13 protein-coding genes are annotated in these 14,566 nt (G+C 71.4%); 10 read left to right on the forward strand and 3 right to left on the reverse strand.

The window, feature by feature from the left end; genetic code table 11:
- Positions 1-90 precede the first annotated feature (90 nt).
- Both PZE19_RS23615 and PZE19_RS23620 read left to right on the forward strand, forming a co-directional pair.
- Positions 91-906: a glycerophosphodiester phosphodiesterase gene (locus PZE19_RS23615; protein WP_277863062.1), complete on the forward strand. Its 816-nt coding sequence runs from the start codon at positions 91-93 to the stop codon at positions 904-906.
- Positions 907-1,030: 124 nt separating this feature from the next.
- Positions 1,031-1,912: an alpha/beta fold hydrolase gene (locus PZE19_RS23620; RefSeq protein ID WP_277863063.1), complete on the forward strand. Its 882-nt coding sequence runs from the start codon at positions 1,031-1,033 to the stop codon at positions 1,910-1,912.
- 326 nt (positions 1,913-2,238) lie between these two features.
- Here the strand turns inward: PZE19_RS23620 and PZE19_RS23625 are convergent, their stop codons facing one another.
- Both PZE19_RS23625 and PZE19_RS23630 read right to left on the reverse strand, forming a co-directional pair.
- A complete protein-coding gene (locus PZE19_RS23625) occupies positions 2,239-2,790 on the reverse strand; it encodes an inorganic diphosphatase (protein ID WP_277863064.1) in 552 nt (183 codons plus the stop codon).
- Between the two features lie 90 nt (positions 2,791-2,880).
- Positions 2,881-3,828 carry an NAD-dependent epimerase/dehydratase family protein gene (locus PZE19_RS23630; RefSeq protein WP_277863065.1) on the reverse strand — a complete coding sequence of 316 codons (948 nt, stop codon included), beginning with the start codon at positions 3,826-3,828 and terminating at the stop codon, positions 2,881-2,883.
- Between the two features lie 372 nt (positions 3,829-4,200).
- On the opposite strand from PZE19_RS23630, the gene PZE19_RS23635 reads away from it, so the two are divergent.
- The 4 genes from PZE19_RS23635 (at position 4,201) to PZE19_RS23650 (ending at position 7,944) form a co-directional block, all read left to right on the forward strand.
- Positions 4,201-4,494, forward strand: a complete 294-nt coding sequence (locus PZE19_RS23635; RefSeq protein WP_277863066.1) for an EsaB/YukD family protein — start codon at positions 4,201-4,203, stop codon at positions 4,492-4,494.
- 66 nt (positions 4,495-4,560) lie between these two features.
- A complete protein-coding gene (locus PZE19_RS23640; RefSeq protein WP_277863067.1) occupies positions 4,561-5,322 on the forward strand; it encodes a ubiquitin-conjugating enzyme E2 in 762 nt (253 codons plus the stop codon).
- 34 nt (positions 5,323-5,356) lie between these two features.
- Positions 5,357-6,556: a ThiF family adenylyltransferase gene (locus PZE19_RS23645; RefSeq protein ID WP_277863068.1), complete on the forward strand. Its 1,200-nt coding sequence runs from the start codon at positions 5,357-5,359 to the stop codon at positions 6,554-6,556.
- The gene (locus PZE19_RS23650; RefSeq protein WP_277863069.1) at positions 6,553-7,944 is read left to right on the forward strand and encodes a Mov34/MPN/PAD-1 family protein; all 1,392 of its coding nucleotides are present in this window, start codon (positions 6,553-6,555) and stop codon (positions 7,942-7,944) included. The genes PZE19_RS23645 and PZE19_RS23650 overlap by 4 nt, the downstream gene beginning before the upstream one ends.
- A 27-nt stretch (positions 7,945-7,971) precedes the next feature.
- Here the strand turns inward: PZE19_RS23650 and PZE19_RS23655 are convergent, their stop codons facing one another.
- Positions 7,972-9,888 carry a hypothetical protein gene (locus PZE19_RS23655; RefSeq protein ID WP_277863070.1) on the reverse strand — a complete coding sequence of 639 codons (1,917 nt, stop codon included), beginning with the start codon at positions 9,886-9,888 and terminating at the stop codon, positions 7,972-7,974.
- Positions 9,889-10,279: 391 nt separating this feature from the next.
- Between PZE19_RS23655 and PZE19_RS23660 the strand changes: the two genes are divergently transcribed.
- The 4 genes from PZE19_RS23660 (at position 10,280) to PZE19_RS23675 (ending at position 14,554) form a co-directional block, all read left to right on the forward strand.
- Entirely contained in the window at positions 10,280-11,581 is a 1,302-nt protein-coding gene (locus tag PZE19_RS23660; protein ID WP_277863071.1) for a glycosyltransferase family 4 protein, read from the forward strand.
- Between the two features lie 203 nt (positions 11,582-11,784).
- Positions 11,785-13,023 (forward strand): carboxypeptidase-like regulatory domain-containing protein, encoded by a 1,239-nt coding sequence (locus tag PZE19_RS23665; RefSeq protein WP_277863072.1) that lies wholly within the window; start codon positions 11,785-11,787, stop codon positions 13,021-13,023.
- 102 nt (positions 13,024-13,125) lie between these two features.
- A complete protein-coding gene (locus PZE19_RS23670) occupies positions 13,126-13,395 on the forward strand; it encodes a hypothetical protein (RefSeq protein WP_277863073.1) in 270 nt (89 codons plus the stop codon).
- Between the two features lie 37 nt (positions 13,396-13,432).
- A complete protein-coding gene (locus PZE19_RS23675; RefSeq protein ID WP_277864385.1) occupies positions 13,433-14,554 on the forward strand; it encodes a glycosyltransferase family 4 protein in 1,122 nt (373 codons plus the stop codon).
- Positions 14,555-14,566: the final 12 nt, after the last annotated feature.

The following is a 14,566-nucleotide window of genomic DNA, read 5'->3' on the forward strand; positions in this document are numbered from 1 at the left end:
GCCCGCCCGCGGCGGTTGAAATCGCGGGCGGATCTGGGAAACTCGACCCCTCACGAGGAATCTCCGAGGCCCGTTGCGAGGCGAACGCGGATGGCCGTCCTACCGAGCTTGCTGCTGGTGCTGACGATGGCGACGACGACGCAGACCGATTCGAAAGCCGTGGAGATCGTCGCCCACCGCGGCGAGTCGGCCGACGCGCCCGAGAACACGATGGCCGCCTTCAAACTGGCCTGGAGCCGCAAGGTCGAGGCCATCGAGCTGGACGTCCACCTCTCGCGCGACGGCGTCCTCGTCGTCAGCCACGACGGCGACACGAAGCGCACCACGGGGGTCGCGAAGGAGATCAAGGAGTCCGCCTGGAGCGACCTCAAGGGCCTCGACGCCGGCCGCTGGAAGAACCCCAAGTTCGCCGGCGAGCCCCTCCCGACGCTCGACGAGGCCCTGGCCACCATCCCCGACGGGGCTCGCTGCTTCATCGAGGTCAAGACCGGCCCCGAGGCCGTCCCCGCGCTCGTCGAGGCCGTCCGCAGGTCGGGCAAGAAGCCCGCGCAGACGGCCGTCATCAGCTTCCACGCCGACACGGTCGCCGAGGCCAAGAAGCGGCTCCCCGAGCTGAAGGCGTATTACCTCGCCAGCTTCAAGCGCGACCCCAAGACCAACGTCGTCTCCCCGACCGTCGACGAACTGATCTCGAAAGCCAAAGAGCTGAACGCCGACGGCCTCGACCTCGACTTCAAGGGCCCCATCGACCGCGCCTTCGTCGACCGCGTCAAGTCGGCGGGCCTCGCGCTCTACGTCTGGACGGTCGACGACCCCGCCATCGCCCGCCGCCTGATCGAGGCCGGCGTCGACGGGATCACCACCAACAAGGCCGAGTGGCTCAAGGGGCAATTGCGCCGCGATTGAGCCCCGGACGAACGCGTGCGTCGCGGACGTCGAGACGAGGGAACTCATCCTCGCGGGGACCGGCCGGGATGCTCCCCGAGGCTCACGCGATCGGCGGGCCGACGACGTATCGGGAGACGCCCTCATGGAGAAAAGCGACGAGGCGGCGACGCCCGCCGGGTTCAAGCACCAGCAGATCGCCGCGTCCGGCGTCATGCTGCACGCGGTCGAGACGGGCGCGGGGCCGCTCATGGTGCTGGTGTCGGGCTGGCCGCAGACCTGGTACTCGTGGCGCAAGGTGATGCCACGACTGGCGGAGCGGTTTCACGTCGTCGCCGTGGACCTGCCGGGGCTCGGCGAGAGCGACCCCGCGAAGGGCGGCCACGACACCGGTTCGATCGCCTTGCACCTCGATCCGATCCTCGACGCCTTCGACGCGAGCGACTGCCGGCTCGTCACGCACGACGTCGGCGCCTGGGTCGGCTACGCCTACGCGGCGCGGCGGCCCGAGCGGGTCCGCAACCTCACCCTGATCGACGGAGCGATCCCCGGGCTCGCGTCCCAGGACTCCTACCGGTTCACGCCCGAGACGGCGGCGAAGACCTGGCACTTCGCCTTCAACTACGTCCTCGAGCTTCCCGAGATGCTGATCGCGGGCCGCGAACGGGCCTTCCTCGCCTGGCTCTTCCGCACGAAATCCGTCGACTGGGCCGCGGCCTTCGACGAGGAGGCGATCGAGATCTACGCCCGGGCCTACGCCGCCCCGGGCCGATGGAGCGCCGGGCTGGCGTATTATCGGTCGATCTTCGACTCGATCGCGCAGAACCGGGCGACCGCGGCCGTCCCGCTGGCGATGCCCGTGCTGGCGATCGGGGCCGAGGCGTGCATGGGCGCGGCGATGGGCCGCTCCCTCGGCGAGGCAGCGACCGACGTCCAGGGCGTCGTCATCGATCGGTGCGGCCACTACGTCGCCGAGGAGAGGCCCGACGCCCTGCTGGACGTCCTGCTGCCGTTCTGCCTGGCTTGACTACGCGCGTCCCCCGACGCAGCACGCGCCGGAGGGCATCGACTTCCAGGTCGATCGGATCGTCGAACTTGACATCCGGTACCATATTCTCTCGAAGGGTCCGCGCCCGTCGGCCCCCAGCATCGCCTTCGAGACACGTCGAAGCGGCTCCCGAAATTGATGCGGTTTTCGACCAACGAACCCAATACTCGGGAGTCGAAGATTGCGATTAAGTTGTTCAACCGATTCCACTTGCATCACTTCATTGCGTTCGGGCGTCGATGCGCACGAACCCAAGGAAACCCGATCCCGGGGCCGAAGCCGCCGGGATCGGCCGGGTGGTCGGCTCAGTGCTTGTGGTGGAAGCCGCGGCGGCGCTGGGCGCTGTAGCGCTGGAGGGAGTCTTCGATGACGTGGCGGGTGGTGTCGGAGTTCTGGATCTCGTCGACCTCGACGGTCTTGCCTTCCAGATACTTGTAGTCCTGGAAGAACCGCCGCAGCATCATCAGGCGGTGGGGGGGGAGTTCCGTCGCCTCGCGGAAGCTGTTGAACTCGGGGTCGCCGACGGCGACGGCCAGGATTTTATGATCCTTCTTGCCGGCGTCGACCATGGTCATCAGGCCGATCGCCCGCGCCGTGACGAGGGTCATGGGGGCGACGGCCTCCTGGCAGAGGACCAGGACGTCGAGCGGGTCGTCGTCCTCGGCGTAGGTCTGGGGGATGAAGCCGTAGTTGGCCGGGTAGTAGACCGCCGAGTAGAGCACGCGGTCGAGCCGCAGCAGGCCGGTCTGCTTGTCCAGCTCGTACTTGACGCTCGACCCCATGGGGATCTCGATCAGGGCGTTGAACTCCAGCGGCAGGTGCTCGCCGGGTGTGACGTCGTGCCAGGGATGCAGCATGGGACGGGTCCGAATCCGGGGGTGGAAGGGCGCGAGGCGCCCGAAGGGGCGGGGAATCCCGCGGCGTCGGCGATCGCCGCGGGGGGGTCGTCAGTGCGAGTGGCGTTCGTCGAGGGCCTCGGCCTGGTGCCGGGGGGCGAAGGCGTCGTCCTCGGGGAGGTAGCCGAGGACCTCGGCGGCGTCGGTGAGGTCCCAGAGCGCCCCCTGGTTGCGCGAGACGCCGTTGACGACCAGGAAGAGCCGGTCCTCGATCTCGGCCTCGACGGCGGCGTCGAAGAGGCGGACGAGGTCGCCGTTGGAGAGCCAGAGCTTGCGGTCCCAGTCGTCCTTGAGCGACTCGGGCCGGTTCGCGCCGGGCTGGACGGTACCGAGGCGGACGGCGACGAAGGTCACGTCGAAGGCGTGCGCCAGGCTGCGGCCGAAGCGCTCGGCGGCGAGCTTGATCGCGCCGTACACGCCCGCGGGGTTGGGCGGCAGGTCGGTGGAGATCAGCTCGGGCGGACGCTGGCGGAGGCCCGACATGACCTGGTTCGAGCTGGCGAAGACGATCCGCTCGACGGCCGCCAGCGCCGAGGCGTTCAGCACGTTGGCGAGCACGTCCAGGTCGGGGCGGACCAGGTCGGCCAGGGTCGCGTCCTCGTCGGGCTCGGCGGCCAGGTGGACGACGGTGTCGACGCCGTGGAAGTGGGTGGTCCACTCCTCGTCGAAGGCCGTGAGGTCGACCTTGAAGACGTCGCCGTCCTCCTCGCCGGGGTCGGCGTCCAGGAGGATCAGGTCGTAGACGTCCTCCCAGGCCGTGCGCAGCTTGCGGCCGACGTCGCTGCAGGCCCCGGTGATCAGCACCGTCCGGGGCTCGTCGTCGACGTCGAACTCGTCGAATTCCTCGTCGGGCTCGAACCCCTCCCCGTCCTCGACGTAGGCCTCGTCGGGGTCGAGGATCGGCAGCCCGCCGTGGAGCGGGGGCAGGAAGCGCGGGCCATCGGCCAGGGCTTCGGGTTCGTCTCCACCCGTCGGGTCTTGCGTCGGGTCGGGCTGCATGGTCCTGATCCTCTCTCGACGCGGGGGCGTCCCACCGCCTATGGGACGCGTCGCCGGGCCGGGGCAAAACCCCAATCTATCACATTCCCCCGCCACCCGCACCCGCCGCGCGGGAAATGGGGATCGGGCTCGATCCGTTTCGGAGCGCCCCTGCACGCGGCGCAGGCGCGGGGGCGCAGGCAGGGGCGTGCCGACGTCGCGCGACTTGACCCTTCCGTCGATGGTGGTCAAATGGTATCCTGATCCCCCACGCGTCGCGGCCGAGAGATGCGCCCCCGGGCCTCGGGGCGTGGATCGCGAACCGGAATCCGCGCGGCTCCGGCGCAATAATCGCCGGCGGCGATCGAAGGCATGTGAGGAGGTATCCTGATCATGTCATACGGCGGAACGAGCGATCCCACGGGCGTACAGGTGACGTTTTTGGACCAGACCGGTGCCAAATCCGTCAAGGCGGTGATCGCATTCACCGTCCCCGTCAGCCGGATCATCCCGAACATCATCACCAAGATGAATTTGCCGGCCACGAGCCCCGACGGCCAGCCCATGAGCTACGCGCTCGACCACAAGGAAGGGGGCCGGCGGCTGCTGGAGAACTGGACGCTCGTCGACGCCGGCATCCGCGACGGCGACCACCTGATCGTCTATCCCGAGGTCGTCGCCGGCTGATCCCGGGCCGACGAGGGACCGGGACCGACGCGAGCGGGCCAGACGAGACGAGACGGATCCAAGACCATGCACGACTCGCCGCGATTGCGACGGCTCCGCAACGACCTGACGGCCCTCGAACGCCTGCGGGCCGAGAGCACCGTCTTCGACTTCCGGGCCCAGGGCGACCCCCCGCACCTCTACCGGATCACCTTCCGCGGGAAGGGCCTGCGCCGCGACGGCGGCAAGGTGAAATTCGCCGCCGCGCACGAGGTCGAGATCAAGCTGGGGTCGTCGTACCCGCGCTCGATCCCCGAGATCCGCTGGCTCTCGCCCATCCACCACCCCAACATCTCCGAGATCGGGATGGTCTGCCTGGGGGGCTACGGCACGCACTGGGTCCCCAGCGTTCAGCTCGACGAGCTTTGCACGATGCTGTGGGACATGGCCCGCTACCACAACTTCGACGTCCGCAGCCCGTACAACCGCGACGCCGCGCTCTGGGCCGGCAACCAGACCGCGATCCCCTTCCCCACCGACCCCCGGCCGATCCGCGACGTCCGCGAGGCGAAGGGCCGGATCGACTCGGCCCCCGCCCCGACCGTCGCCCCCGGGCCCGGCTCGGGCGGGCCCGCTCGTGGCCTGCTGGGCGCGGCGGCGAGCGCGGGCGACGCGGCCGTCGGCCGGGTCCGGCGGTTCCTGGAAGGGCGGAACCGGCCCGACGAGGAGCGGCCGGCTTCGGCCGAGGCGGAGGGCGTAGTGATCCTGGAGACGACGGTGGACGAGGCCGTCGTCGGGGTCGAGCCGGAAGCCCCCCGGGCCCAGGACGACATCCTCTTCATCGAGTGATCCGGCCCGGCCGGGACGAGGCGGAATCCAGCCCATGACGACGCAGCCGCCCCTCGACGACGCCCCGCTGCGCATCGACGACGACGACCGATACGGCCGGCTCCGGCTGATCCCCTGGTGGCGGCAGGAGCGGCTCGCGGCGGCCAGGATCCTCGTCGTCGGCGCGGGGGCGCTGGGCAACGAGGTCCTCAAAAACCTGGCGCTCGTCGGCGTGGGGACGACCTACGTGATCGACCTCGACGAGGTCGAGCCGTCGAACCTGTCGCGCTCGGTCCTCTTCCGGTCCGAGGACGGCGGCCAGTCGAAGGCCCGCGTCGCCGCCCGCCGGGCCGGCGAGCTGAATCCCGAGATCGCCCTCGTGCCGATCCACGGCGACGTCATCACCGACGTCGGCCTGGGGCTCTTCGCGCACGTCGACCTGGTGATCGGCTGCCTCGACAACCGCGAGGCGCGGCTCTGGGTCAACCGCCAGTGCTGGAAGGTGGGCGTCCCCTGGATCGACGCCGGCATCCAGGAGATCCAGGGGGTCGTGAAGGTCTTCACCCCGCCGGTCTCGGCCTGCTACGAATGCACGATGACCGAGCGCGACTACCAGCTCCTGAACCTGCGCTACAGCTGCCCGCTGCTGAAGCGCGACGACATCCTGGCCGGCAAGGTGCCGACCGCCCCCACGATCGCGTCGATGATGGCGGCGCTCCAGGTGCAGGAGGCGCTCAAGCTGCTGCACGGGATGGCCGTCGAGGGGGGGTCGGCGATGGTCTTCAACGGCGTGGGGAACCAGTTCTACACGACCAAGCTCCCCTTCCGCGAGGACTGCCTGAGCCACGAGACCTACCCGAAGCCGATCGAGCTGCCGCTGGGCCGGTCGGCGACGATCCGCTCGCTGTTCGACGCGGCGGCCGCCGAGGGCCTGCGGCGGCCGCTGGCCCTCGGGCTCGACCGCGAGCTGGTGGAGGCCGTCGAGTGCCCCCGCTGCGGCGGCCGTCGCGAGGTGATGCGGCCGCGGACCGCCGTCGCCCAGTCCGAGGCCGAATGCCCGACCTGCCGCGAGCCCGGCCGGCCGATCCTCCTGAGCGCGATCGCCGAGGACTCGCCGCTGGCCGCGCGGACGCTGGCCGAGGTCGGCATCCCGCCCTACGACGTGGTCCGGGTCGACGGCGGCGGCTCCTCCCGGTTCTTCCTCCTGGCCGGCGACCGCGACGGCCTCGCCTCGGGCTGGGAGGGCGGCCGGTGAGCGGCGACGACATGGTCTTCGGCGAGGTCCGGTTCCGCGAGCCGGCGCGGCTGAAACGCCCCGACCGCGACGCCCGGTACGCCTGCGTCGCCTGCCAGACGCCGGGCCCCGACGACCTGCCCGTCTTTCTGGACCCGGCCCCGGCCGACGCGATCGAGCGGCACGCGCTGTCGGACACGTCGGTCGAGCTGGGGGGCGTCCTGCTGGGCAAGGAGTGCGTCGACCCGGCGTCGGGCCGCCCGTTCGTCTGGATCACCCGGTCGCTCGAGGCCAAGCACTACGCCAACACCCAGGCGAGCTTCACCTACACCCACGACTCCTGGGAGGAGATCACCCGCGAGCGGGACCGCCTCCACCCCGACCTGGACGTCGTCGGCTGGTACCACACCCACCCGAACTTCGGGATCTTCCTGTCCCATCACGACCTGTTCATCCACCAGAACTTCTTCTCCCAGCCCCTGCAGACGGCCTACGTCGTCGACCCGATCCAGGGGACGCGCGGGTTCTTCCAGTGGGCGGACGGCCGGATGGTGCAGGTCGGCGGCTTCCACCTCTGCGCCGAGCGCTCGGAGCGGGTGGCGCTGTCGCGGCTGGCCGACCAGATGGAGAACCTCCCCGGTTCGTCCCAGGGCGGCTCGGGCCTTTCTCCTCGCCTCGAGGCGGAGCTGATCAAGATGCTGAGTCGACCCGCCCCCCCCGTCGGCGGCCCCGGCGACCGCCTCGCGCTCGCCGTCCTGCTCGGTTTCCTGGGCTCGCTGCTGTTTTTGCTGGTCGCCACCGCCGGCTTCTGGTTGAGCCGGGTCGACGGCCGGCTCGGCGAGCAGGGCGACGCGCTGGCCGCCCTGAAGCTCGAGGTCGACGAGTCGGCGTCGGGCCGGAAGGCGGCCGTGGACCTGCTCCTGGAGAAGGTCGGCGGAGAGACTCCCGAGCTGTTCGTCGAACGCTACGAGAAGCTCGCCCGGGCCCGCGACGACGCCCGCAAGCAGCTCGTCGCCCAGCAGTCGGTCAACGAGGCGCTCGGCCTCCGCGTGAAGGACCTGACCTCGGCCGCCGGCTCGCTCGGCGCCGAGCTCGACGCCGCCCGGAAGACCCTCGCGGAATACGAGGCCGACGCCAAGGCGGCCCCCAAGCTCCGCGAGCGGATCGCCGTGCTCGAGAGCGAGGCCGCCGAGAACCTCCGCGAGATCAAGGATCAGCGCGCGATCCTGGCTACGAAGGAGGGCGAGAACGCGGCCGCCACCTACAACTCGCTGAAGGTCTACACGCTGACGACCTACGCGGCCGGGCTGGCCGCCCTGCTGATGGGCCTCACGGCGGTCTTCTTCTACTACCGCTCGCTCGCCCCGCCGCCCGAGACCTCTCACGCCGCCTCGCGACGCGCCCCCTGAACCCGGGCCGGATCCCGCCGGGGCGGCTCAGGCGTCCAGCGCCGCCTCGGTCTCGCGGATCAGCTCGTCGAGCGTCCGGTCGGCCTCGTCGCGTTCGTCGCGCCAGCGGCCGGCCTCCGCGAGCCAGCGAGCCGCCTCGTCCTTGCGGCCGAGCCGCGCGTCGGTGAGCGCCAGGACGACCAGGTCGTAGCCGTTCCAGGAGCCTTCGAGTTCCATCGACCGCAGGGCCGCCGCATAGGCCTCGTCGTCGTCGCCGACGCGGCACAGGGCCAGGGCGAGGGTGTTCCAGAAGGTCGGGTTGTCGGGCTCGGCCGCGGTGGTCCGCCGGGCCAGCTCGGCGGCCTCCTCGCGGTCGCCGGGCCTGGGGTCGGGGCGGCTCGCCAGCAGCCAGGCCAGGTCGTTGCCGCAGTCCAGGCGGCGGCGGCGCGAGGCGGGCGCCTCGATCCCCTCCCCGGCGCGCTGCGAGAGGGTCTCGTAGGCGAAGCGGCGGGCGTCGGCGGCGGCCTCGTAGCCGCCGTTGATCCGGAGCGTCCGGGCCATCTCGATGTAGCGCTCGGCCAGGCGTTCCTCGGCCGAGACCGGCGACGGCCGCGGCCCTTCGAGGCCGGCCGGCGGCTCGCCTCCCGCCTCCAGGCCTGCGCGCGCGCCGACCTTCGCCTGGACCGCGGTCGCCAGCGCGCCGGCGGCCGCCACGTAGACGGCGTTCGGGAACGCGTTGAGCAGGAGGTCGAAGACGTGCAGGCCGAGCATCGCGACGATCGCCGCCATCGCCCCGACGTCGGGCTCGGTCCACCTCCTGACCGGGAACTTCTTCACGAACGCGAACGACGGGATCAGGAACATCCCCAGGAACGAGAACAGCCCGACGAAGCCGTTGACCCCGAAGATGATGATCCAGAGCCCGTCGGTGATGGTGATGTCCTTGCCGCTCTCGTCGTGGACCCGGGATCGGCCCCACCCCCCCCAGCCGAAGACCGGCCTCTGCATCGCGTGGACGCTCAACATGTCTTCGTTGCGGAAGCGGAACTCGAGCGACTCGGCGCGATCGGGGTCGAAATTGTTCGCCAGGAAGCTGATCAGGCCGCTGTAATCCCAGTAGTTCGGGATCCGTACGCCCACGTAGACCAGCGACACCGAGAGCCAGGCGATCATGAACACTTTCCGATTCAATCGGGCGGAGAGCTCGAGCACGATGATCGCCAGGGCGAGCAGCATCAGGGCCCCGCTGGAGCGGCAGAGCAGCGTCGTGAAGAGCAGGATCGGCAGCCAGACCGCGCCGAACGACAGGCCCGCGATCCGCCTGAGCGCCCCGGACCGCCAGAGCCACAACGCCATGAGCGAGCAGACCGACATCCAGACGCCCAGCTCGAGCCCGCGATTCAGGAAGACGCGAGGCCGCGAGCCCCCCAGCCGGATGTCCTCGTAGATCATCGTGCCGTAGAGCTTGCTGAGGAGGATGGGCCCGACGCCCACCTCGGCGAAACAGAAGGGGATGTAGGTCAACCCCCCCACGACGATGGCGACGGCGAGCGAGCGGACGTCCCTCGGCTCGTCGAAATTCAGGCGGCCGATCAGGTAAGGGCCGCCCCACCCGGTCAGCTGCCCGAAGACCGTGGAGAAGCCGTCGTAGGCCCCCAGATCGTTCACGCTCGACGTGATCATCGGGCAGAGAATGTACACGACCAGCGGCAGGTCGACCCAGGAGGGGCGTAAGCGGGCGAATCGCTCGGGCGTGAAGATCAACATCGCCAGCAGGATGCCGAACGAGAACGCGGTCCCCTTGTTGTAGTCGGGGATGCCGGCCAGGGCGATGCCCATGGGGGGCAGGTAGAGCCAGGCGCCGACCATCCCGAGGAGGACGGCCTGGCGACGGGGGAAGACCAGGAACAGCACCAGGCAGATGGGGATCCAGCTGAGCAGGGCGATGGAGATCAGGATTTCCACGGAGTATCGATCCTGGATCCGGCTTGATGAAGTTCGGAGACTCCGCCGCCCGCCGCGGGTCGGCCCCCGCGAGACGCGGCTCCGACACAAGACTAGTTCGTCGCGCCCCCTCCGCGGAAGACGTCTCTCGGCCCGAATTCCGCCGCCCCCCCGCGGCTCCGGCCTTCCCTTGCGGAGCCGAGCCGCCGTATTGTAGTCTCGGACTCGACGCCATGTTGAGCGGCGAGGGGGTCCGAAGTCCCGCCCCGCCATCCGTTCGGACCTCCATCGCGGGGGAGGCCGATCCCGCTCGTCGCGACGAGCCGCGACGACGACAGGCCGTCCGCGGCGGACGCCCCCAGGACCGCGGCGGGCGCGATCGTCGCGATGGAGGTCACAACCGTTGGAGAGCATGCGAGCTGTCCCGACGTCGCCGCCGGGTCGGGGCGCGAACGGCGACGCGAACCAGGTCGTCTCAGCCTTCATCTCCCCCTTCTGGCCGGCCGGCGCCGCCGGCGGCAACGGGATCGTCACCTACGTGGCCAATCTCGCGCCCGGTTTGCAGAGGATGGGCTGCCGGCCGCTGATCCTCGCGCAATGGACGGCCGAATCCCCCCCGGACGAGCTCGCGGTCTGGAACCTGTCGGAATGGGCGGCGACGGGCACGCGGGCCTCGCGGCTCTGGGATCGCGTGCTGCTCCGGATCGCGCCCGACGCGGCGAGGACCCGCAGCAGGTGCCGCCTGATCGCCCGCGCGGCGGCAGCCGCCGTCGCGCGACACGGCGTCCAGATCCTCGAGATGGAGGAATCGTTCGGGTGGGCGGCCGACGTGCGGGCCCGGCTCGCGATCCCGGTGCTCGTCCGCCTGCACGGGCCCTGGTTCCTCAACGGCTCCGCCAACGGCGCCCGCGACGACGACGCGTACCGACATCGGGTCGACCGCGAGTTGCGCGGCATCCGCGAGGCCGACGCGATCTCCGCGCCGTCCCGGAGCGTCCTCGAGCTGACCCGCGAGTACTACAAGCTCCCCCTCGAGGGCGCGGCCGTCATCCCCTGCCCGTGCCCCCAGGTCCCCGCCGATCGCCGCTGGAAGCTCGACGAGGCCGACCCCCGCACGATCCTCTTCGTGGGCCGGTTCGACCGCCACAAGGGGGGCGACGTCATCATCGACGCCTTCGCCCGGCTGTTCGAGACCCACCCCGACGCCCGGCTGCGGTTCGTCGGCCTGGATCGCGGGGTCGTCGACGACGAGGGCCGATCGTGGAAGCTCGCCGAGTACGTCGCCGCCAGGGCCCCCCGGGCGGCGGCGGCCGGGCGGATCGAGATGATGGGGAGCCAGCCCGCGACCCTGATCGACGACCTGAGGAGGCGCGCGCTCGTCACCGCGGTCCCGTCCCGCTACGAGACCTTCGGGTACACGACCGCCGAGGCGGCCGCCCTGGGCGCCCCGATCGTCGCCTCGCGGGTCGGCGGCATCTCCGAGATGGTCCAGGACGGCGAGACGGCCCTCCTCGTCCCCCCCGGAGACCCCGACGCCCTGGCCCGGGCGCTGGGCCGCCTGCTCGACGACCCGTCCCTCGCCGCCCGCCTCGGCGAAGCCGCCGGCACCCACGCCGACGGCGAGCTCGGGCCCGACCACATCGCCCGGACGACGGCCGACTTCCACCGCTCGATCGTGGAGCGCCGTCGCAGCGCGGCCCCTCGCCGTCGATGAACGGCCCGTCGCGGATCCCCCATCTCGCCGCTTTTACGGGCCGCGCCGGCGCAATCCGTACGGGCGACAAACTCGACCGCACCCCCAAAGGACGGATTCCTTGGTCTCGATTGTAAACTTGTTATGATGGTAGGTCGGCGGCCCGGCATGAAGCCGCGGTGGTTCACCGGGGTCCCGTCGAGCATCAAACGAGGAAAACAACGATGCGCTCCCGTGTCTTCTGGTCGCCCCTGCTGGCGGCGGCTCTCTGGGCGATGGGCGCCGGCCGCGAGGCCTCGGCGTACGACGTCTGGGTCGAGACGGTCGATTGGGTGCCCACGTCGAGCGTCGTGAGCGTCCCGTCCTACGTCGCCGCCTCGTACGTCGTGCCGACCACCTACGCCGCGCCGAGCTTCTATGCGACGGCCTACGCGACCGAGACCCTGGCCCTGGCGCCGACGAGCTACGTCGTCCCCAGCAGCTACGTCGTGCCGACCTACTACGAGACCCGCTTCCGTCGCAGCCTTTTCGGCCGCCGCCTGATCCCGACCGGCCGCACGTATTACGCGACGAGCTACACCCCCAGCTACTTCCCGACCACCCTGATCTATCCGACGTCCTACGTCGTGCCGACGACGGCCGTGGTCTCGCCGACCGTCTACGACCGCGAGGTCGTCGCGACCGCGTACCTGCCGTCGTCGGGCTCCTGCTGCGGCGAGGCCGTGCTCGCGCCGACGTCGGTCCGCATGGTCGCCCCCGAGTCGTCGACCCGCGCCGCGGCCCCGCCGGTCCGCCGCGCCCCGGCCGCGGCCGCGACGGCCGAGGACGAGCTGGACGAGGCCCCGTCGCTCCCCTCGACGGTCGACCCGGCGCCGCCGGCCCCCCGGCCGCGTGCGGTGCAGCCCGCGCCGGTCCAGTCGACCCCGAAGTCGACGGCCGCCGACGGCGCGACCAGCCCGCCCGCCCCCCAGGCCCCCGCTCGCGAGCAGAGCACCGTCCGGCCGGGCGAGGTCGCCCCGGCGCCCGCCGGCCCCGCCCCCAAGGCGGACGACGCGCCGGCCCCGTCGAGCCCCGCCGGCGCCGACGGCCTGATCCCCGCCCCCGAGGGCAACCTGGGCTTCAGCAACCGCCGCGAGGCCCTCCGCCCGGTCTACGACCCGGCCCGCGCGATCGACCCCGCCCGCCGCAACGTCCTCTTCGGCCGGGTCCGCGAGCGCTCCAGCAGCGAGCCCGAGGAAGGCGTCCGCGTCCTGCTGACCAACCGGGCCGGCACGTTCGACGACCGCACCGCCATGACCGACGCCTTCGGCCGCTTCGCCGTCCGCGTCCCCGACGGCGACTGGACCGTGCAGGTCGCCATGCCCAGCGGCCGCGTCTACGCCGTCAGCGAGATCACCGTCAGCAACGGCCTGATCTCCGACGACCAGGGCCGGGACGTCCCCAGCCTGACCATCACGCGCTGACGCCCGGGACGGGACGCCGTCCCGCCCATCATCACGCCGCCGGCCGACGCCTTCCCCCGCGGGCGGGCGTCGGCCGCGTTCGAGACAGGGAGAATCGATCCGATGAGCGACGAATACGAGATCGACGAGGTCCGCCTCTGCGACGTCGCCAACGAGATGGAGGCGGCCCTGGTCGTCAGCCTCCTGGACGGCGACGGCATCCCGGCCCGGAGCGACGCGACCCAGGCCGGCGGCGTCTTCGGCGGCCTGCCGTTCGAGTCGGGCCACGGCATCTACGTCCGGACCGCTCACGCCCGGAAGGCCCTCGAGATCCTCTCGCATTACCCTCATTTCCAGGACCTGAAGAACGTCCACGAACCGGCCGGCGACTGACCGCGCCGCGAGGCCCGATCGCCCCCTCCGCATCGGCCTGGTCGTCAGCTACTTCCACCCGTTCGCCAGCGGCGCCGAGCGCCAGGCGCTGGCGCAGGGGCTTGAACTCGTGCGCCGGGGGCATTCGGTCCGCGTCATCACGCGGGCCGTCCCCGGCTACCCGATCCCCGACGAGGACCATCGCGGCGTCCAGATCCACCGCTGGATCCGCACGTGGGACCGCGGCCCGCTCTTCGCCGTCTCGTTCGTCTCGGGCCTCGTCCGCGCCCTGCGTCGGCTCCGCGGCGAGCTGGACGTGATCCACACCCACCAGGCGCTCTGGGAGGCCGTCGCCGCCGGCGCGGCCCGGCCCGGCCTTAGCGGGCTCCCGACGCTCGTGCAGCCGGCCAGCTCGGGCTACTACGGCGAGGCCCAGGAGCTATTGCGCACCCGAGGCGCCCCCCTGCTCCGTCGCGCGATCCTCCGCAACACGCACTTCGCGGCGATCTCCGACGACATCGCCCGGGAATGGCTCGCGCTCGGCGTCCCGCCCGGGCGGCTGACCCGGACCGCCAGCGGCGTCGACACCGACGTCTTCCATCCCGGCCCGAGCCTCGTCGAGGCCGACCTGCTCCCCCGGCCGCGGGCCGTCTTCACCGGCCGTCTGCATCCGCAGAAGAACCTGCCGCTCCTCCTGAACGCCTGGGTGGAGGTCGCCCGCAGGTCGCCCGCGAACCTGATCCTCGTCGGCCCCGGCAGCGATCGCGAGGCTCTCACGGCGCTGGCCGCATCCCTCGGCCTCGCGGATCGCGTCCAGTTCGTCGGCGCCGTCCCGAGCCCGGCCGAGCACCTCCGCGCCGCCGACCTGTTCGTCCTCCCCAGCGTGGCCGAGGGGATGAGCAACTCGCTCCTCGAAGCGATGGCCACCGCCCTCCCCTGCGTCGTCTCGGGCGTCGGCGGCAACACCGACCTCATCGCCCCCGGCGCGACGGGCGTCCTCGTCCCCGAGGCGACCCCCGAAGCCTGGTCCGGCGCCCTGCTGACCCTGCTCGAAAATCCCGACGAGGCCCGCCGCCTGGGCCGGAACGCCCTCGCCCGCGTCGAGGCCGAGTTCTCGCTGCGGGCGGTGGTGGATCGGTACGTCGGACTGTATCGCGAGCTGATCGCCCGGGCGGGCTGATTCCCGTGGACC

This window comes from Paludisphaera mucosa (genome assembly GCF_029589435.1).
In the GTDB taxonomy this organism is placed as follows: domain Bacteria; phylum Planctomycetota; class Planctomycetia; order Isosphaerales; family Isosphaeraceae; genus Paludisphaera; species Paludisphaera mucosa.

Bases quoted from the DNA above. Each gene is read 5' to 3' on its own strand.
- PZE19_RS23615 (WP_277863062.1), top strand. From the start codon at position 91: ATGGCCGTCCTACCGAGCTTGCTGCTGGTGCTGACGATGGCGACGACG.
- PZE19_RS23620 (WP_277863063.1), top strand. From the start codon at position 1,031: ATGGAGAAAAGCGACGAGGCGGCGACGCCCGCCGGGTTCAAGCACCAG.
- PZE19_RS23625 (WP_277863064.1), bottom strand. From the start codon at position 2,790: ATGCTGCATCCCTGGCACGACGTCACACCCGGCGAGCACCTGCCGCTG.
- PZE19_RS23630 (WP_277863065.1), bottom strand. From the start codon at position 3,828: ATGCAGCCCGACCCGACGCAAGACCCGACGGGTGGAGACGAACCCGAA.
- PZE19_RS23635 (WP_277863066.1), top strand. From the start codon at position 4,201: ATGTCATACGGCGGAACGAGCGATCCCACGGGCGTACAGGTGACGTTT.
- PZE19_RS23640 (WP_277863067.1), top strand. From the start codon at position 4,561: ATGCACGACTCGCCGCGATTGCGACGGCTCCGCAACGACCTGACGGCC.
- PZE19_RS23645 (WP_277863068.1), top strand. From the start codon at position 5,357: ATGACGACGCAGCCGCCCCTCGACGACGCCCCGCTGCGCATCGACGAC.
- PZE19_RS23660 (WP_277863071.1), top strand. From the start codon at position 10,280: ATGCGAGCTGTCCCGACGTCGCCGCCGGGTCGGGGCGCGAACGGCGAC.
- PZE19_RS23665 (WP_277863072.1), top strand. From the start codon at position 11,785: ATGCGCTCCCGTGTCTTCTGGTCGCCCCTGCTGGCGGCGGCTCTCTGG.
- PZE19_RS23670 (WP_277863073.1), top strand. From the start codon at position 13,126: ATGAGCGACGAATACGAGATCGACGAGGTCCGCCTCTGCGACGTCGCC.